Below are 18,190 nucleotides of genomic sequence, written 5' to 3'. Positions count from 1 at the left end.
AGTCCATCATTCACCGGTTTGCCATGCGCCGGGTTATCGAAAGCCAAACATGTTAAAAGGGTTGATCACTTTTTCTCTACAACAGCGCGTGTTCCTGCTGATAGGTGCTGTGGTGCTGATGATATTTGGCTGGTTTGCGGTGCAAAACCTGCCGATCGAATCTTTCCCTGATGTGGAAGATGTACACGTCGTGATTGTGACGCAATCACCCGGCATGGCGCCTGAAGAGGTCGAGCGCGTGGTTTCGTTGCCGATCGAGCATGGTATGAGCGGCGTACCAGGCTTAACGCAGATCCGTTCCGTGTCGATTACCGGCTTGTCAGTGGTGACGCTGACTTTTGCCGAGAACACGGCAGATTATTTCGCCAGGCAGCAAGTGCTGGAGCGTTTGCAGGGCGTGAGTTTGCCCAATGATTTGCAACCCACGCTGGCGCCGTTAACCACCGCGGTAGGGGAGATTTACCGCTACCTGGTAGAAGCCCCAGCAGATATGCCGCAGCGCGAAGTGCGCGCCATCCAGGACTGGAAGATCATCCCCCAGTTACGCATGGTGCCAGGCGTGGCGGATATCACCAGTTTTGGCGGTGCGGTCAAAGAGTATCAAATCAAGCTGGACCCGCATCTGCTCAAAAAATTCGCGGTCAGCATAGACCAGGTCAACCAGGCGGTCAGCCATAACAGCAGCAACGCCGGTGGCGGCCTGATGCACAGGGGGGACGAATCGCTGGTGGTGCGCGGCATCGGTTTATATCGCGATGTGGATGACATCGCGCAATCCGTGGTCGATACCCGTGATGGCAAGCCTATCCTGGTCGGTGATCTGGGTGAAGTGAAGATAGGCGACCGCCCGCGCTCTGGCATCGTATCATTCAACCAGCAGGATGACATTATTGAAGGCATCATCCTGATGACCAAAGGCCAGAATGCGGCCAAAGTGATTGAAGCATTGCGCGAGAAAGTGGTGCAGGTCAACCAGACCCTGCCACCCGGCGTGAAAGTCGTCCCGTTCTATGACCGTACCGGACTGGTAGATCACACCGTACACACGGTTTCGGAAAACCTGATCGTCGGCGCCTTGCTGGTGGTGGCCATCCTGATTATCTTCCTGCGCAACTGGCGCGCGGCCTTGATCGTCGCTTCGGTGATCCCCTTGTCGCTGTTGTTTGCGTTTATTGTCATGGATTTGCGCGGCGTGTCTGCCAACCTCATTTCGCTGGGCGCGGTCGACTTTGGCATCATCATCGACAGTGCCGTAGTGCTGGTGGAGGCGCTGATGGTGCGGCTGGCGGTGGCGGAAACCGACAATAATCCGGCACATGCAGGCCTGGCTTGGCGCATGCAAACGCTGAAAAATACCGCGATTGATATGGGCCACCCGATCTTGTTTTCCAAAGCCATCATCATCACCGCTTTCCTGCCTATCTTTACCTTTCAGCGTGTAGAAGGCAAGATTTTCTCCCCCATGGCGTTTACCCTGAGTTTTGCCCTGCTGGGTGCGATTTTGCTGACCTTGACCTTGGTGCCGGCCTTGCTCTCCTACACCATGAAGCGTGAGGATATGGCAGAGAAACATAGCACCTGGATGCAGAATATCCAGGATGCCTACCGTAAAGTATTGCTCAAAAGCACCAAGCTCAGAAAGCTGGTAGTGCTGGCGTCAGTCGGTGTGCTGGTGCTGGCGATGCTGTGCGCGCCTATGCTGGGGTCGGAGTTTTTACCCAAGCTCGATGAAGGTAATATCTGGCTGACGGTTGATTTGCCACCTTCCGCCAGCCTGGAGAAAACCAAGGAAGTCGAGCGGCATATCCGGAAAATCCTCAACAGTTACCAGGAAGTCAGGCTGGTCGTGGCGCACGTTGGCCGCCCGGATGACGGCACCGACCCTAAAGGGCCTTACCATATGGAGATTTTGGCCGACCTTAAACCGCATAGCGAATGGCATTTCGCCGATAAAGAAAGCCTGATCAAAGATATTTCACGCCGTATCCACGAAATTCCTGGTATCCCGACCAATTTCTCACAGGTGATCCAGGACAGTGTTGAAGAAGCCTTGTCTGGTGTAAAAGGCGAGATTGCGGTCAAGATTTTTGGCCGTGACCTGGCTATTCTGGAACAAAAAGCCGCAGAAGTGGTAGATGCCATCAATAGTGTACGTGGCGCGACAGACGTGGCCGCGGTGAGGATCTCAGGCAATTCAGAACTGGATATCACTTTAAACCGCAGCCAGCTGGCTCGCTATGGTTTATTGGTAGACGACGTAAACAATACCGTGCAAACGGCACTGGCTGGCAATGCTGCCAATACCTTTTACGATGGCGACCGGCATTTTGATGTCACTTTGCGTCTGGAAAGGTCTTATCGCGATTCGGTGGATGACATTGATGAGTTGCCGATCGCACTGCCAAATGGCGCCGGCAGTATTCCGCTCAGTGAAGTGGCTGAGGTGACTATCAAACAGGGCGCGTCACGTGTCAGCCGCGAAGCAGGTTCGCGCATCGTCTCTATCAAAGCCAATATTACCGACCGGGACCAGGGCAGCTTTGTGCAGGAAGCCATGCAACGGGTGAAAGAACGGGTCAAGTTGCCGCCAGGCTATACCATGACCTGGGGCGGGCAATTTGAAAATCAGCAGCGAGCGATGAAGCGCCTGATGGTGATCGTGCCGCTGTCTGTGCTGCTGATCTTTGTGCTGTTGTTCTGGGCATTCAAGTCAGTGAAAAACGCCTTGCTGGTGTTGCTGATGATTCCATTCGCGCTGGTGGGTGGGCTGGCTGGCCTGGCTGTCGCAGGCTTGCACTTATCGGTTTCTGCCGCCGTGGGCTTTATCGCGCTGGCCGGTATTTCCGTTCAAAACGGGGTGATCATGGTGGAGCAGATCAAACATCTGATGCGGGAAGGCAAGCGGGGAAGTGAGGCGGTGATTGAAGGCGCGGTGGCCCGCTTGCGGCCTATCCTGATGACGGCCCTGATGGCGGGCATAGGCTTGATGCCTGCCGCCTTGTCTCATGGTATCGGTTCCGAAACGCAAAGGCCATTCGCCGTTGTGATCGTGGGCGGCCTCATCACGGCTACGCTTTTCACCCTGTTATTGCTGCCATTATTGTTCCCAATGTTCACGGATGAACGTCGCCAGAGAGGTTAGCCGCAGCTAAGTTGGTTTTTTGAAGCCAAACTGGTGGTTTAAAATAACCAGCTCTTAGGGGCTGGTTTATTTTTTTGAAAATTTTATTTTAATAATCAATAACTTGTTGAAGATTCAAGTTTGGCATATTTAATGCTATTTAATTTATTATGATATTTAATTGCGTACACATGTGTTTACACAGATAGGTGTCGCAGCGATCTCCAGAACCCAGTGATCTCCAGAACCCAGTGATCTCCAGAACCCAGTGATCTCCAGAACCCAGTGATCTCCAGAATCCAGTGATCTCCAGAATCTTAGTGTCGTTGAAACGTTGCATAACAACAATGAGCCATTTTTTCCCCTATTATCCTTTCCCGAGGATATTGCTTGAGCCCAGGCCTAGTGCTTGGGTTTTTTTTGCCTGATGATTAGATGGCGGGATAAACTGCATTGAATGCCAGGCTGGGGTCGGCAGCCGCCGCCAGATGCTGAATTGGCTGGTGATTACGGGGCGACCGGGTTTTGCGTACGTTTTTCTGCATTCACCAGGTTTTTAGGCAGTTGAAACACCACATTCTCGACTACGCCTTGCAGCTCTTCGACATGAGAGATGCCCATGGCATGCAACGCCTGAATGACTTCCTTGACTAACACCTCAGGTGCGGAAGCACCGGCTGAAATGCCGATTTTTGTTTTACCTTTCAACCATTCCGGGTTGAGCAGGCTGGCGTTATCCACCATATAGGCTTCTACGCCCTGGTTTTTAGCTACTTCGCGCAAGCGGTTGGAGTTTGAGCTATTCGGCGAGCCGACAATGATCACCAGGTCGCAATCTTTGGCCATGATTTTGACGGCATCCTGGCGGTTTTGCGTGGCATAGCAGATATCATCGCTTTTAGGGGCTTTGATATTAGGAAAGCGGGTTTTCAATGCGTTGATCACTTGCGTGGCATCGTCCACTGACAGTGTCGTTTGCGTGACATACGCCAGCTTGTCGGCATCGGATACCTGTAAGGCAGCGACATCTTCCGGGGTTTCTACCAGGTACATGCCGCCAGCTTCGGATTGGCCCATAGTGCCTTCGACTTCAGGATGACCTTTATGGCCTATCATGATGATCTCCAGGCCTTCTTTACGCATCTTGGCGACTTCAATATGCACCTTGGTCACCAGCGGGCAGGTGGCATCAAATGCAGTCAGGCCACGGGACTCGGCCTCTGCGCGCACGGCTTTGGATACGCCATGGGCACTGAAAATCACAATATTGCCTGCCGGAATCTTTTCCAGCTCATCAACAAAAATGGCGCCTTTTTCGCGCAGCTGGCCAACCACGAATTTGTTATGCACGACCTCGTTACGCACGTAGATCGGCGCGCCGAATTTTTCCAGGGCCTGTTCGACAATAATAATGGCGCGGTCTACGCCGGCGCAAAAACCGCGCGGGTTAGCCAGCACAATATTCGGTGAGTCATTTGTTTGCATAAATCAATTCCGTGAAGGAGGCTATTGCATTGCGCCCGCTAATCCTTAAGGTTAAGCCATGGTCAGTCACAAGGTCTGGCATGCATCAGGTATAATCGGCGTTTTGTTGCCAGTTACCCACCAAAAGTTATGAAAAACACTGCTACTTTGCTGATTACCTGCCCGGATACCAAAGGGATTGTGGCGGCGATTGCGCAATTTTTATATGAGCACAATGCCAATATTTTACACGCAGACCAGCATCAGGATGCGGAAAATAATCTGTTTTTAATGCGTGTCGAGTGGGATTTGAGCGATTTCAATGTGGCGGTGGCAGATTTTGAGCAGGCATTCAGCCCTGTCGCCGAGCGCTTTGCCATGACCTGGCAGCTGAAACTTTCCGAGCAAAAAACACGGTTGGCGATTATGGTCTCGCAGTATGACCATTGCCTGGCAGACTTGTTGCACCGGCATCATAGCGGCGAGCTGGCCTGTGATATTCCGCTGATCATCAGTAATCACCGCGATACGGAAAAGCTGGCTGCTTTTTATGGCATTGATTTTCATTATCTGCCCATGACCAAGGAAACCAAGCCAGAGATCGAGGCGCAACAGTTTGCGCTGTTCGACAAATACCAGATCGATCTGATTGTGCTGGCGCGTTATATGCAGATATTGTCACCTGATTTTGTGGCGCGTTATCCGCAAAGAATCATTAATATCCACCATTCTTTCCTGCCGGCTTTTATTGGTGCGCGCCCGTATCACCGTGCGTTTGAGCGTGGCGTGAAGCTGATAGGCGCTACCAGCCACTACGTGACTGAAGTGCTGGATGAAGGGCCTATCATCGAGCAGGATCTGGCGCGGATTTCGCACCGTGACCAGGTGGAGGATCTGATCCAGAAAGGCCGCGACCTGGAGCGTATCGTGCTGTCGAAAGCAGTGCGCTGGCATATCGAACACCGTATCCTGCTCTATGCGAACAAGACGGTGATCTTTGATTAAACATGCGCCATTCATGGCTGCGTTATGGCGGTAAAACCCAATAAAAAACCGAAGCTAAATGGCTTCGGTTTTTTTATTATGCATTTACATCATGCATTTATATTTTAGCGCCGTTGAATAGAAGCGCTATGGAGCAAGCACTAGGGCAAGATACGTTCCAGTTTAAACAGATCGGCGATCTGCTCGCGTTCGCGGATCACATGTACCTGGTCACCATCAACCAGCAGCTCTGCCGCCCGTGCACGGGTATTGTAGTTGCTGGCCATGCTCATACCATAAGCACCGGCGGAGTGGATCGCCAGGTAGTCGCCTTCTGCAATCGTCAGGGTGCGGTCATGGCCAAGAAAATCTCCACTTTCACACACCGGGCCGACCACTTCGTAGATTTGTGCCTGGGCTGACGAATCGGCAATGGTGGTGATGTTGTGATAGGCGTCGTACAGTGCCGGGCGCATCAGGTCGTTCATGGCGGCATCGACAATCGCGAAGTTTTTGCTCTCGCCTGGTTTTAAATATTCCACTTTAGTCAGCAACACGCCAGCATTGCCTACTAATGCACGGCCAGGCTCAAACAGCACTTTCACGCCACGGCCAGCCAGTTTTTGCATGATGGCTGCGGTATAAGTCGCAAAATCCGGCGGGGTTTCGTCACTATAAGTAATGCCCACGCCACCGCCGACATCGATATGCTGGATATGGATATTGCGTTCTGATAAGGCATCCACCAGGCCCAGCACTTTATCCAGTGCGTCCAGAAAAGGCGATAACTCGGTGATTTGTGAGCCGATGTGGCAATCTACCCCATGCACGGCGATATTCGGCATGCTGGCGGCTTGCTGGTATAGATCCAGCGCATCTTCAAACGCCACGCCGAATTTGTTGTTTTTGAGGCCGGTGGAAATATACGGGTGGGTTTTGGCATCCACATTCGGATTCACCCGCAATGAAACCGGTGCAATGTTGCCCATGTCGGCAGCAACTTGCTGAATGCGGTGTAATTCATTAATGGATTCAACGTTAAAGCAAAGAATGCCCGCTTCGAGCGCAGCGCGGATTTCGCTATGAGATTTACCCACGCCGGAGAACACCACTTTTTTCGGATCGCCGCCCGCAGCAATCACGCGTGCCAGCTCGCCACCAGAGACGATGTCAAACCCAGCGCCCAGGCGGGCAAACAGGTTGAGGATAGCCAGGCTGGGGTTGGCTTTGACCGCGAAACAGATCAGGTGCTCATGACCCAACAGGCCAGCCTGAAAACGTTTGAAAGTTTCAGTCAGGGCATGGCGGGAATACACATAAGTCGGTGTCTGGTGTTGTTGGGCGATGTCGCGCAAGGCTACATTTTCGGCATGTAGCAGGCCATTTTTAGTATTGAAAGCAGTCACTGGGCAGGGGTTTTTGGTTGAGGTTGAGGATACTGGCGTTCGGGGATATATAAATCACCCTTGAGCCCGCAGGCGCTTAATTGTGCCAATAACAGGCTAAGCGCTAATAGTCGCGTCCAGAAGGAAAGCATAATCCACAGTCCGATTTAAATAGACCTCCATTTTATCACTAAACCACCAGTGCTTGATGGCAAGCATGGTTGACCGTTTATCGGCTAAACCTTGCCACTGGTCAGTCAGCGCTGGACATCCCTCTATGCAATTCGCATGATAGGCACATCGTAAAAAAGGTCTCACTATGATGCGTCGCGCAATGCACCAGGGGTTTAGCTTGATTGAAGTGATGATCGTCGTTGCCATCATGGGCATACTGGCGAGTATCGCGGTGCCTGGCTACCAGGATTACATTAAAAGCGGTAACTCGGTAGAGGCGCCTGCGAATCTGGCTAACTGCCGGGTGCAGGCAGAGCAGTTTTACCAGGATAATTACACCTATGTCGGCTTTGTGTGCAGTCCGGCAGACGCCAAATTTTTTGATTATGCGATAGACAACCAGACGGCGACCACTTACACCCTGAAGGCCACCGGGAAATCGACGCAAAACATGGGTAATTTTGAATTCACGGTGAATCAGGATAACGTCAAGACTTCAAAATACGATGGCACGGCAGGCAGCTCGTGCTGGTTAACCACTTCATCAGGTAGTTGCTAGCCATGCAACAGCAGGGGTTCACACTGATTGAGCTGGTGGTCACAGTCGTGGTGTTGATGGCCGTTTCTATGCTGGCAATTCCGGCGTTCCAGTCCTCTCTTGGAAACTCGCAGATCAGGACGGTGGCAGAGTCTATCAAAAATGGTTTGCAGCAGGCCAGGGCAGAGGCGATCAAGCGCAATGCCAGTATCAAGTTCACGCTACAAAGTAATTCCAGCTGGCAACTCGGCTGCCAAACAGTCACCGACAATTGTCCGGCTAACATTTCTGCTAAAAGCGCCGCCGAAGGGTCATCCGCCAATATTCAGGTGACCACAGATAACAACACCGCGGTGTTCACCAGCTTTGGCACCCGTGACCCGGCCATACCGGCTGCGCTGTCACGTGTGGATATCACTAATCTGCAGGTCAATAGTAGCGAACGCAGAGCGCTGCGTATTTTACTGGCCGCCGGAGGCTATACTAAATTGTGTGACCCTTCGGTGACTGCTACAGGAGATGCGAGAAAATGCTAAAACCTGTGCCTAAACAGTTAGTTGCCTCTGGTCTGCCCACGCAGCGCGGATCCGTGCTGATCGAAGCGATGGTAGCGGTGGTGATTTTCAGCATGGGCGTGCTGGCGCTGGTGGGTTTGCAAACCGCCATGCTGAAAAACAGCAATGACAATCGCTACCGTGCGGAAGCACAGTTGATCGCCCAGACACATCTGGCCAATATGATGGCTTACGGGGGAGGGGCCTCAGGCTATGTCAGTAAAGTGGATGGTGAGAAAATCAAAGCGCAACTCCCGAATGGTACGCTGAGTTTTTCTTCACTGACCAATAGCATGGTGACGGTGACGGTGGGATGGCAAGTGCCAGGTGGCAGCCAGCACCATGTGAATGCTTCAAGTTATTTGTTTGACGTGCTGCCATGAGACAGGACATCCATCACATGCCAGCTAAACGAATCGGTTTTTTGCGCCATCAGGCAGGCATGAGCCTGATCGAATTGTTAATCGGCCTGTTAATCGGCCTGGTGGCCACCTTGGCGATCAGTAATTTGTTCAGCGGTTTTGAAGCACGGAAACGCATGATCTCCGGTGGGTCGGATGCGCAATCCAGCGGTGTACTTGCGCTTTATTATATACAGCGCGATGCACAGAATGCGGGCTATGGTTTGCCGCTTTATAACAGCTCAGACCCTTCACCATTGCTGTGCCCGATTGATACCTCGATTAATCAGGCCGGCGTGGTGATCAATTTGTCACCCGTGGTGATTGTGGATGGCGGTACTGGCCATGACATCGTGCGTATCCGCTACGGTAATCCTGCCAGTGGTGGCGCATCCCTGCGCTCAACCGGCCTGATGTCTGGCCCTTCCCTGGATGGTCGCCTGATCGGCTGCCAGGAAAATGACATTGTGCTGTTTCATCAGACACCGGCGACGCCTAACTGCACGTTAGCGAGGATCCAGAAGCTGAACGCAGACCGCACGATCAATACCCTCACCGAGCTCAATACCGCGCCGACTGCCAGCCCGGTCACCAACCTGAATGGGTCTGACTGGGTGCGTTTCTCTTGCCTGGGCGCATGGAACCAGTACGAATTTACCGTAAATGACAAACAGGAGTTGACGCGCACCGGCGGCACGTCTAGCTCTACACCGTTCCCCAATAGCATCGCCGTGCCAGTCGCCAGCGATATTGTTGCCTTGCAAGCGCAATATGGCATTGCAAGTACCGAGGACTCGGCCTCTACTTCAGTCACGGCGGCAAAGTATTTGAATCGCGTAGATGCATGGGTGAATGCCACCGGCACCTATGGCACGAGTATTAGCCTGCTGGACAGAAACCGTATTCGCGCCATCAGGATCGCGGTGGTTGCCAGAGATGGCAATCTACAAAAAAACATCGTCAGCCAGGAATGCAACGGCGCAGCGCCAGGCGTCAGCAAGGTCTGTATCTGGAAAAGTGACGCGACCCCCGCCAATGTCAATTTAAGCGCTAATACTGACTGGCAACAGTATAGGTACCGGACGTTTGAAGTCACCATCCCGCTCAGAAATGTGATCTGGAATCGCGATGCTTTATAACCGATCATCATCCAACCACCACCGTCATCACCCTGCCAACCAGGCCGGGCTGGTGCTGTTTTTTGCATTATTGGCACTGGCAGTCATGTCGATTGCTGCCGTTTCCCTGATTCGCAGTGTCGATACCAACGCCTTGTTATCCGGCAATATGGTGTTTCGTCAGTCGGCCAGCTCGGCTTCGAATGTGGCGCTCGAAGGCGTGGCCGAGAATATAAGCAAGAAAGTGTTATTGATCGATAGCGTGAAACATAATGCGCAACTAGGCTATTACGCGAATTGCAGCCAGTTTGATGCACAGCCAAGTGCCTTGATCTGCGATGCGAAATTGTTAACCACCATGGCCTGGAACGACGCCAACAGCAGTCTGGTCCCCAGCCAGACGGATGGTAATGATGAGATACGCAATGGCATAGACCGGCAGGGTAACGAGATCCGCTATGTGATCGAACGCATGTGTAATTACAGCGACGCAGAGATCAATGCAGGCACTGCCAAAAGCGAGGCAGCACGGTGCATGATGGCCAGTTCACCCAGCAACGGTGAAAACTGCTCGCACAATGTGACCAATATCGAGTTATTCAAACAATGTATCGCCAGTTCGGATTCACCTTTATACCGGGTGACCCTGCGCATTGCCGGCCCGAAAAATACATTAACTTTTATGCAATCCTTTATTTCCAACTAAACGGGTGGAATCATGAAAAACACACTCTGGGCACGCCTATTTATTTGTTTGGGATTATTGCTACCAGCGGTTTCACAGGCTGAATTCCTGGATCTGGCGACCATGCCTTTGCAAACTTCCGGCAGTTCGGATGTTAAGCCGAACCTGATGTTCATACTGGATAACTCGGGCAGTATGGGGTTTGATTACACCCCGGACTGGGCATTGGATGATCACAAACTGAGAACTTATCGTTCAGGTTTAAGAGATGTTATTCTAGATTCACCAGATAGATTATTCAGCAATTCTGCCTATAACACGCAATTTTATAATCCAGAGGTGACATATACGCCGCCGCTCAACTCCCTAGGCGTAAGCCTGGTAAACCGCACCTCCTATAGCAGCTTTTCGCAAACGGCGAGGGTATACGAGCAAAATGCATCTAACAATAATATTTTTATTACAAGAGGTGCTTCTGCCTATTATTTTTACTATGTGGCAGGTGAATATTGCACGACCACAGCATTAACCAGCTGCATTATTTCAAAAGTGGCTGTAGGAGATTATAAGTATCCTGCACCATTAAGATGGTGTAATTCAGCCGCCACGGCCCTTAAAAGAACACTTGGTACGAATGACAGTTGCCAGGGGATACGCAACGAAGTGGTGACGGGAGGCATCAGGTATATATCGCTAAGAGAACCTTTAGCAAGATACAGCCTGACCTTTAGCACGAGCAGATCTGTCAGTGTCACTAGTATTAAAATCAATAATATAGAAATATTATCCGAATCTACTAATTCAAGTTCCAATTCAGGGACTATTGCTAGTAACGTTGGTAGTCGGATTTGCACCACAGATAACCCCACAGGTAATTGCAAACTGGGTGGAAATAAGGTTTCTGTTTCAGGAAGCCGTGTTGACATCACCACTTTGGCAGGTGATCCAATCAACACGGCAAATCCAATTCAGGTCACTTTCTCAGGTACTGGCGGTAGCTATACTGCTGAGAGGCTCAATTCACCGACTAATGGGAGTGATATTCCCGGTAGCCTGGTTTATCAGGAAATAAACAGCAGTCAAAGCAGCTATGTCATGCCAGGCTCCGCTGCCCGTGGTTTAGAGCGTACTGATTGCAAAGCGACCAGCGCTTGTACATATGACGAAGAGTTTATGAATTTTGCTAATTGGGCCACCTACTATCGTACTCGCCTTTTAGCAATGAAAACGGCGGCTAGCCAAGCTTTTAAAGGATTGGATTCGCGCTATCGTGTTGGATTCGTGACGATTAATAACCCTGATGGTAATTATTTAGCCTTGGCGCCTTTTGATCCCAAGCAGAAGAAGGACTGGTACGACAAGCTTTTTGCTGTTACGGCAAAAGATGGGACGCCATTACGTAAAACGCTATCCAATGTGGGCAGGCATTTTGCGGGCAAAAAAACGTTAGGTTCGGATGACCCCATGCAGTATGCCTGCCAGCAAAATTTTGCTTTGCTCACGACAGATGGTTACTGGAATGAGGATGCAACTCAAGCGAGAGATATTCTTGATCTTAAGGGCGCTTTGATTGGAAACCTTGATGGTGCCGGCACACTTAAACCGCAGTTTGATAGTGCTGATGCCACTAGAACGTTAGCCGATGTCGCTAAATATTTTTATGATACCGATATAAGGGACGGCACATTCTCAAACTGCACTGGTTCAGGTGGTACTTCAGTGTGCGGAACTGCCCTTGATTATCCCAAGCAAAATATGGTGACACTCACTTTAGGGTTGGGTATTGATGGAACACTGGTTTATAGCGAGAACTATAAAAATCAGACTGTGGGTGATTACCAAGACCTGACCACGGGTGCTAAAAACTGGCCTGATCCTACTAAGGCAGAGAATGGCACCCGGATTGATGATTTATGGCATGCGGCAGTCAATGCCGGGGGCACTTACTACAGCGCAAGCAATCCTAAACTATTGCGTGAACAACTGGTTAAAGGCCTGTCAGAGATTAAGTCAGTACAAGGCGCTAGTGCCGCGGCGGCGGCGAGTAGTTTAGCCCCGATTAAAGGGGATAACTTTCAGTATGTCGCTAGCTATCAAACAGTAAAATGGATCGGTAACCTTGAAGCGCGTACTGTCAATATTAATACATTGGAAACTTCAGAGGCCGCCGTCTGGTGCGTGGAGCATGTAGCCGCTGAAAGATGCTCAAATCCCGCGACGCAATATGCCGGGCCAGATGGAAAGCTTTATTGTAAAACGGTGAGTTCTAAGCAGTCGGATTGCGCCAGTGCAAATTTGGGTTCCTCATTAGGGTTTAGTGAGTCTGACTCTTGCTACGTGGAAATTGCCAAAAGTTGTAAGGGCCGTTTGCCGGATCAAATGGCCACGACTAACGGTCGTACAATCTACGTTAACGCCAATAATACGTTGAAGTCATTTGCTGTGGATAATTTATCTGTCACACATCGGAATGCACTTGAAACTGGTTATAAAGCGCTCAGTCAAATGCTAGGGTTACCAGCCACTGATCAGAGAATGAAGGATCCAGATAAGGTGGGTAAGTTGGTGGATTATTTACGGGGTAATAAAACCTATGAAGATATTAGTTCAAATCCTAAAACTGAAAATAAGCTATTCAGAGAGCGCCAGGCGACACTAGGCGATATTTCCCAATCGCGCCCGATTTATTTTAAAGTCTCAAATGCAGGCTATCTGGACCCAGGTTATAAAAAATATAAAACCGATATGGCCAGCCGCACACCTGCCGTTTATGTTGGCGCAAATGACGGCATGTTGCATGCTTTCAATGCGGACACGGGCTATGAGTTGTGGGCGTTTATCCCAACCCCTGTGATTCCTAATCTGGCAAATTTGGCAGACAAAGAGTATGGCGCAAACTATCACACAAACTATGTGAATGGCAGCCCGGTAGTCACTGATATTTGTATTTCAGGTTGTAGTGGTACCAATGCTGTCTGGCGCACTATTTTAGTTTCTGGTTTGAATGGCGGTGGTCGCGGCTACTTTGCGATTGATGTGACAAGCCCTGACAATCCGGTACTGTTGTGGGAGTTTGGTACGCAATCTACTTTAGATAGCAACCACTTAGGCTATAGCTTTGGTAATCCGGTCGTCACTAAAATGAAAGATGGCCGCTGGGTGGTTTTAGTCACTTCGGGATACAACAACGGCAATGATGCGAGAAAGCTAAATAGCACCACTGTTGTACCAAATAGCCCGGCAGGGGATGGCGCAGGTCATTTATATATTCTGGATGCGAATACGGGTGCGCAAGTTGGGCATATCTCCACTGGCAATGGTAGCGGGGCTGAACCTAGCGGCCTGGCTAAAATCTCTGCTTATGCGGAGCAGATGTTTGAAAACAATTCGGCATTGAGGGTCTATGGTGGCGACCTTAATGGCAATATCTGGCGATTTGATATCAATACGAACTCTGTCGCCAGAGTCGCTATCTTGAAAGACACTGGCGGGAATATACAGAAGATCACTACCCAGCCTGAATTAGGCAAGGTGGATAAAAATATGGTGGTGATGGTGGGGACTGGCAAGTTCCTGGAGCCGGCTGATCTGACTAACACCCCATTGAATTCGGTCTACGCATTCAAAGATAACGGCCAGACTTCGCCAATAGATGCTCGCAAATTAGAACCCCGGAAACTTGAAGAGGATCGCAGGGTTTCCTCCACCGTGGATGTGAGTTTTGACAATAGTTATGGCTGGCTTCTGGATTTCCCGCCTGGCGAGCGTGTGAATCTGGATCCTTTGTTATTGAACGGCGTGTTGTTAATGCCAACCATGGTACCTACCAGCCAGGCTTGCAGTGGCGCTGGTTTTGGATGGTTTAATTACTTTGACTATAAAAAAGGGCGCTCTATCCTGCCGAGTGGCCTCGTTTCAGAGCGTATGACTTCACCCGCCGTAGGTTTTAATATCGTCTATGATGGCAAGGGTGTCCCCCATGTCGTGGTGACGGGCAGTAATGACCCCACCCCGCAGCAGCTAAGTTTGGATGACCAGGTATTTGGCATCTCAGGCACGGGTAAGACGGGTAATATCTTCAAGCAGAAAACCAACGGCAGTTACGGCACCAAGCAAAGCTGGCGTGAGCTGATCCAATAGGCGATAAAAAGCCCCTGGTTGAAATGCCCGACAATAGCAGACGCAATGTCTGAAAGCGGGCAGTTCATTGAGGGGCTTTTTACAGGGCTGTGTTACTTCACTATTTTTGCGAACACATACAAGATCACACAAATCACTACAACAATACCGATCAGCGCATAGATTCCAATCGCTCCTAGAAACATACTTGCCTCCTGTCGTACCAGTTGAGGGAAGGTTTATTCTAGGGAAACATCCGGGAGCTGTCTAGGCGTATATGGCCTACAAAAAGAGAGGCATTGAGGGCAGGTGCGTAGATACACCACTGCTGCAGGCAAAGCATGCATTGAGCGCATGTTTGCTTTTTAAAAAACCTTAAACGACTTCGAGTGACAATTCAGCAGGTTTGTAGATTGCCAGGATATTGTTATCAGCCACGATGTCTTCTGCCAGGTACATAATGTCCTGCGCTGTCATCAGTTCCGGCATGCTAGCGGTGTAGGTCAGGGGTTCTTCCAGCCAGTTGTTCATGATTTTTCCTTTAGATGTGATCTGTATAAGTCTTTAACGTCATGCCGGATGAATTCTTGATGGCAGGGCGCGCATTGTTCACGCTTATTTACATCTGCTATTCATCCTGTTAATCAATAGCTTACAGACCATGTATGAAGATTTAATGAAGTAAATGTGGAAAGCATGTGTCACGGATTTGCCTGCTGGCACAAAGAAGAAAATACGCGCAAAATGACCTGACGCGCACGGCGCAACTCACTCAATGAAAGCGGCTAACGATGAAAACTGTACAGGTGGTCGGCATTCTGGCCATGGTGTTAATCACAAGTGCAGGGGTGCTCTACTGGCAGAACATGGCGGATGACCCCTCAGATCTGCCGCTCAGTGCACTGGCACAGACGTTGAATCAATGTGACCTGATTGCCGGCAAGGCGGCTGCGAGCTTGCCAGAAGCGCTGCCTTTTCAGAAGCTGGAAAAAATGGCCAGGCAGTCGCGGGTGCTGGACAGGTGCATGCAAGATCGCGGCTATCAGCAGAACCCGGCATGGGTAGCCAAAGCGAATGCTCGCGCGAGTGAAATCGCCCATGCGCAAAGCATTTCGCAGGACGAAGCCTACGAAACCCTGCGCAGGCAGGCGATGTTGAGGGATGATGCGGCGGGCACCAGCTACTGGCGCGCGCGAAAATAAGCGCTTAGCGTTTTTGCCCCAGGTAATCGGTTTTGCCCAAAGGCACACCGATGTGGCGCAGGATGTTATACGCGGTAGTACTGTGGAAGTAGACATTCGGCATCACCCATTTTTCCAGGTAATCAATGCCAGTAAACGTCAGGTCGGCTTTGCGTATGGTCAGTACGACTTCTTTATTTTCAGCCCCTTCTAATTGTGCGGGCTGAATCTGCGCTAAAAAATCCAGGGTTTTGGCTATGCGCGCATATAGCATCTCAAAACTGGTTTCATCATCTGCATATTGCGGAATTTCCAGCCCGGCCAGCCTGGCACCTGCGCCTTTGCTCATATCGCTCACCAGCTGTACCTGGCGGGTCAGCGGGTACATATCGATGGAGAGCCGACTATTGAGTATCGCCTCAGGCTCCACTTTTTTCTGCTCGGCATACAGTTCACCTTGCTGCAGGATATGTTTCAGGTTGTGCAGGTTGCGCACCAGCGGCGCGATACTGACATCATATAAATGCATGGCTAACGCTTTCAATATTCATAACGACGATATTGTAACGCCTCAGCGATATGCGCATCACTTATCGTTTGCTGCGCCGCTAAATCTGCAATCGTGCGTGCCAGCTTCAGGATGCGGTGATAGCTGCGCGCAGAGAGCGAGAATTTTTTCATGGCTGCCTGTAGCAGCGCCTGGCTTTTATCATCCAGCTGGCAGTACATCTCTATTTCCAACGGCCCCAGCGCTGCATTAGGCTTGTTCTGGCGTTGCATCTGCCGCTGTCTGGCCATCACGACACGCTCGCGGATAGTCGCACTGGCTTCGCCCGCCTGGCTATGGCTTAACTCTTCCGGTTTGAGCGCAGGCACTTCGATATTCATATCAATGCGATCCAGCAAGGGGCCGGAAAGTTTGTTTTTGTAACGGGCGATTTGCTCCGGCGTGCAGCGGCAGCGTTGGTTGTAGTGGCCGTAATAACCGCATGGGCAGGGGTTCATGGCCGCCAGCAACTGAAACTGCGCCGGGAAAGTTGCCTGCCTGGCCGCGCGTGAGATGGTGATCATGCCGCTTTCCAGCGGCTCGCGCAGCACTTCCAATACTTTTCTGTCAAATTCAGGCAACTCATCAAGAAATAACACGCCATGATGCGCAAGGCTGATCTCCCCCGGGCGTGGCACGCTACCACCGCCCACCAGCGCCACGGCTGAAGCCGTATGGTGCGGCGCGCGAAACGAGCGCTGTTTCCAGCTGGCTGCAGGAAACTGGCTGGTGAGTGACAATATCGCTGCGCTCTCCAGCGCCTCTTCGGTAGACATCGCGGGCAAAATGCTCATAAACCGATGCGCCAGCATGCTTTTGCCGGTGCCGGGCGGGCCGCTCATTAATACGCTGTGTTGTCCGGCGGCTGCCAGTTCCAGCGCACGCTTGGCGCGCAGCTGCCCTTTCACTTCCCGGTAATCTGACAACAAGGGCAATGCACTATGCGTCAGGGCCGGCTGCTGCGGCAAAACCTGTTTTTCAGACAAATGCGCACATACCGCCAGCAGGCTATCAGCGGCATAAATGGTTGAACCTTCGACCAGGCTGGCCTCGTATGCACTCTCTTGGGGCAGAATCGCCGCGCGCCTGTTTTCGGTGTCCTGACGAAGCTGATAAGTCATCGCCAGCGCGCCACGGATCGGACGCAGCGCGCCGGTGAGGGCCAGTTCGCCAGCAATCACATAATTGGCCAGATGTTTTTTGGGGAGTTGGCCGGAGGCGGCCAGAATGCCAAGTGCAATGGGTAAATCATAGCGGCCACCTTCTTTAGGTAGATCCGCCGGGGCGAGGTTGACGGTGATTCGCCTGGCCGGGAATTCGAATTGGGCAGTCTGGATTGCGGCGCGAACGCGGTCTTTGCTCTCTTTGACCTCGGTTTCAGGCAAACCGACAATGGTAAAACTGGGCAAGCCATTGGCTAAATGCACTTCTACAACCACTTCCGGTGCTTCCATGCCGCTTAACGCGCGGCTATATAACACTGCCAGACTCATGCTGCACTCCTTTTTAACGGAATGCTAACAATTGTAAATTATTTTTAACTGTCTGTTGTGTGAGCTTGTTCCAGCGCAGTGATTTTTTCTTCCAGCGCACGTAATTGTTGCTGGGTGCGCGCAAGTAAAGCCGATTGGATATCAAATTCCTCGCGCGAAACAAGTTCCATTTTGGTGAGCACGCCCTGAATTAGTGCATGAATATTCGATTCAAGCTCTGAAATTGGGCTTGAATCAATTAATTGTTTGATTTTAAAAGATAATTCTTTAATTTTTTCGTTTGAAAATAGCATGGTTGAGTGCTCCTTTTTCTTGGATTTTAGCATGCATAGTGATTGAACAGATACGTTTTATCCAGTATTTATTCCTATAAGTTTATAAAAATCAATTACTTATAAAAGTATTTATATTTATAATTAACAAAAA

Annotated in this window: 16 protein-coding genes; 9 read left to right on the top strand and 7 right to left on the bottom strand. The window is 50.7% G+C overall.

The features are described from left to right. Positions 1–49 precede the first annotated feature (49 nt). Positions 50–3,142, top strand: a complete 3,093-nt coding sequence (locus ACTS9Y_RS05690) for an efflux RND transporter permease subunit (RefSeq protein WP_442585005.1) — start codon at positions 50–52, stop codon at positions 3,140–3,142. A 486-nt stretch (positions 3,143–3,628) separates the two neighbouring features. On the opposite strand, the gene ispH is transcribed toward ACTS9Y_RS05690, so the two are convergent. After that, entirely contained in the window at positions 3,629–4,606 is a 978-nt protein-coding gene (gene ispH, locus ACTS9Y_RS05685) for a 4-hydroxy-3-methylbut-2-enyl diphosphate reductase (protein ID WP_442585004.1), read from the bottom strand. A gap of 129 nt (positions 4,607–4,735) precedes the next feature. Here ispH and purU point away from each other — a divergent pair, with 129 nt between their 5' ends. Next, positions 4,736–5,590: a formyltetrahydrofolate deformylase gene (purU, locus tag ACTS9Y_RS05680; protein WP_442585003.1), complete on the top strand. Its 855-nt coding sequence runs from the start codon at positions 4,736–4,738 to the stop codon at positions 5,588–5,590. 140 nt (positions 5,591–5,730) lie between these two features. Here purU and lysA read toward each other — a convergent pair whose 3' ends face one another. Both lysA and lptM read right to left on the bottom strand, forming a co-directional pair. Then, complete coding sequence (gene lysA, locus ACTS9Y_RS05675; RefSeq protein WP_442585002.1) at positions 5,731–6,975, bottom strand: diaminopimelate decarboxylase; 1,245 nt, start codon at positions 6,973–6,975, stop codon at positions 5,731–5,733. Further along, positions 6,972–7,106 carry an LPS translocon maturation chaperone LptM gene (gene lptM, locus ACTS9Y_RS05670; protein WP_379058604.1) on the bottom strand — a complete coding sequence of 45 codons (135 nt, stop codon included), beginning with the start codon at positions 7,104–7,106 and terminating at the stop codon, positions 6,972–6,974. Before lptM ends, lysA begins: the two co-directional genes overlap by 4 nt. A 167-nt stretch (positions 7,107–7,273) precedes the next feature. Between lptM and ACTS9Y_RS05665 the strand changes: the two genes are divergently transcribed. The 6 genes from ACTS9Y_RS05665 to ACTS9Y_RS05640 are packed head-to-tail and all read left to right on the top strand — an operon-like array spanning position 7,274 to position 14,564. After that, positions 7,274–7,687, top strand: coding sequence for a type IV pilin protein (locus tag ACTS9Y_RS05665; RefSeq protein WP_442585001.1), 414 nt, complete (start codon positions 7,274–7,276; stop codon positions 7,685–7,687). Between the two features lie 2 nt (positions 7,688–7,689). Next, positions 7,690–8,202, top strand: a complete 513-nt coding sequence (locus ACTS9Y_RS05660; protein ID WP_442585000.1) for a GspH/FimT family pseudopilin — start codon at positions 7,690–7,692, stop codon at positions 8,200–8,202. Further along, positions 8,196–8,603, top strand: a complete 408-nt coding sequence (locus ACTS9Y_RS05655) for a type IV pilus modification PilV family protein (RefSeq protein WP_442584999.1) — start codon at positions 8,196–8,198, stop codon at positions 8,601–8,603. Before ACTS9Y_RS05660 ends, ACTS9Y_RS05655 begins: the two co-directional genes overlap by 7 nt. A 17-nt stretch (positions 8,604–8,620) precedes the next feature. Then, entirely contained in the window at positions 8,621–9,760 is a 1,140-nt protein-coding gene (locus ACTS9Y_RS05650; RefSeq protein ID WP_442584998.1) for a PilW family protein, read from the top strand. Further along, complete coding sequence (locus ACTS9Y_RS05645) at positions 9,750–10,445, top strand: pilus assembly PilX family protein (protein ID WP_442584997.1); 696 nt, start codon at positions 9,750–9,752, stop codon at positions 10,443–10,445. The genes ACTS9Y_RS05650 and ACTS9Y_RS05645 overlap by 11 nt, the downstream gene beginning before the upstream one ends. 12 nt (positions 10,446–10,457) lie before the next feature. After that, complete coding sequence (locus ACTS9Y_RS05640; protein ID WP_442584996.1) at positions 10,458–14,564, top strand: pilus assembly protein; 4,107 nt, start codon at positions 10,458–10,460, stop codon at positions 14,562–14,564. Between the two features lie 354 nt (positions 14,565–14,918). Here ACTS9Y_RS05640 and ACTS9Y_RS05635 read toward each other — a convergent pair whose 3' ends face one another. Continuing rightward, positions 14,919–15,074, bottom strand: a complete 156-nt coding sequence (locus ACTS9Y_RS05635; protein ID WP_379033177.1) for a hypothetical protein — start codon at positions 15,072–15,074, stop codon at positions 14,919–14,921. 260 nt (positions 15,075–15,334) lie between these two features. On the opposite strand from ACTS9Y_RS05635, the gene ACTS9Y_RS05630 reads away from it, so the two are divergent. Next, positions 15,335–15,745: a hypothetical protein gene (locus tag ACTS9Y_RS05630; RefSeq protein WP_442584995.1), complete on the top strand. Its 411-nt coding sequence runs from the start codon at positions 15,335–15,337 to the stop codon at positions 15,743–15,745. Between the two features lie 4 nt (positions 15,746–15,749). On the opposite strand, the gene ACTS9Y_RS05625 is transcribed toward ACTS9Y_RS05630, so the two are convergent. The 3 genes from ACTS9Y_RS05625 to ACTS9Y_RS05615 are packed head-to-tail and all read right to left on the bottom strand — an operon-like array spanning position 15,750 to position 18,057. Further along, positions 15,750–16,253: a DUF1993 domain-containing protein gene (locus ACTS9Y_RS05625; protein ID WP_442584994.1), complete on the bottom strand. Its 504-nt coding sequence runs from the start codon at positions 16,251–16,253 to the stop codon at positions 15,750–15,752. An 11-nt stretch (positions 16,254–16,264) separates the two neighbouring features. Further along, positions 16,265–17,764 (bottom strand): YifB family Mg chelatase-like AAA ATPase, encoded by a 1,500-nt coding sequence (locus ACTS9Y_RS05620; RefSeq protein WP_442584993.1) that lies wholly within the window; start codon positions 17,762–17,764, stop codon positions 16,265–16,267. A gap of 44 nt (positions 17,765–17,808) precedes the next feature. Then, a complete protein-coding gene (locus tag ACTS9Y_RS05615; protein ID WP_442584992.1) occupies positions 17,809–18,057 on the bottom strand; it encodes an accessory factor UbiK family protein in 249 nt (82 codons plus the stop codon). Positions 18,058–18,190: the final 133 nt, after the last annotated feature.

This window comes from Methylophilus sp. (assembly GCF_052173275.1).
Classification (GTDB): Bacteria; Pseudomonadota; Gammaproteobacteria; order Burkholderiales; family Methylophilaceae; genus Methylophilus.
The sequence above is the reverse complement of the archived record's forward strand: the minus strand, read 5'-3'. Positions and strand labels throughout refer to the sequence as shown.

Excerpts from the sequence above, each read along its gene's own strand:
- ACTS9Y_RS05690 (WP_442585005.1), top strand. The coding sequence starts at position 50 with ATGTTAAAAGGGTTGATCACTTTTTCTCTACAACAGCGCGTGTTCCTG.
- ispH (WP_442585004.1), bottom strand. The coding sequence starts at position 4,606 with ATGCAAACAAATGACTCACCGAATATTGTGCTGGCTAACCCGCGCGGT.
- purU (WP_442585003.1), top strand. The coding sequence starts at position 4,736 with ATGAAAAACACTGCTACTTTGCTGATTACCTGCCCGGATACCAAAGGG.
- lptM (WP_379058604.1), bottom strand. The coding sequence starts at position 7,106 with ATGCTTTCCTTCTGGACGCGACTATTAGCGCTTAGCCTGTTATTGGCA.
- ACTS9Y_RS05665 (WP_442585001.1), top strand. The coding sequence starts at position 7,274 with ATGATGCGTCGCGCAATGCACCAGGGGTTTAGCTTGATTGAAGTGATG.
- ACTS9Y_RS05660 (WP_442585000.1), top strand. The coding sequence starts at position 7,690 with ATGCAACAGCAGGGGTTCACACTGATTGAGCTGGTGGTCACAGTCGTG.
- ACTS9Y_RS05655 (WP_442584999.1), top strand. The coding sequence starts at position 8,196 with ATGCTAAAACCTGTGCCTAAACAGTTAGTTGCCTCTGGTCTGCCCACG.
- ACTS9Y_RS05650 (WP_442584998.1), top strand. The coding sequence starts at position 8,621 with ATGCCAGCTAAACGAATCGGTTTTTTGCGCCATCAGGCAGGCATGAGC.
- ACTS9Y_RS05645 (WP_442584997.1), top strand. The coding sequence starts at position 9,750 with ATGCTTTATAACCGATCATCATCCAACCACCACCGTCATCACCCTGCC.
- ACTS9Y_RS05640 (WP_442584996.1), top strand. The coding sequence starts at position 10,458 with ATGAAAAACACACTCTGGGCACGCCTATTTATTTGTTTGGGATTATTG.
- ACTS9Y_RS05635 (WP_379033177.1), bottom strand. The coding sequence starts at position 15,074 with ATGAACAACTGGCTGGAAGAACCCCTGACCTACACCGCTAGCATGCCG.
- ACTS9Y_RS05630 (WP_442584995.1), top strand. The coding sequence starts at position 15,335 with ATGAAAACTGTACAGGTGGTCGGCATTCTGGCCATGGTGTTAATCACA.
- ACTS9Y_RS05625 (WP_442584994.1), bottom strand. The coding sequence starts at position 16,253 with ATGCATTTATATGATGTCAGTATCGCGCCGCTGGTGCGCAACCTGCAC.
- ACTS9Y_RS05620 (WP_442584993.1), bottom strand. The coding sequence starts at position 17,764 with ATGAGTCTGGCAGTGTTATATAGCCGCGCGTTAAGCGGCATGGAAGCA.
- ACTS9Y_RS05615 (WP_442584992.1), bottom strand. The coding sequence starts at position 18,057 with ATGCTATTTTCAAACGAAAAAATTAAAGAATTATCTTTTAAAATCAAA.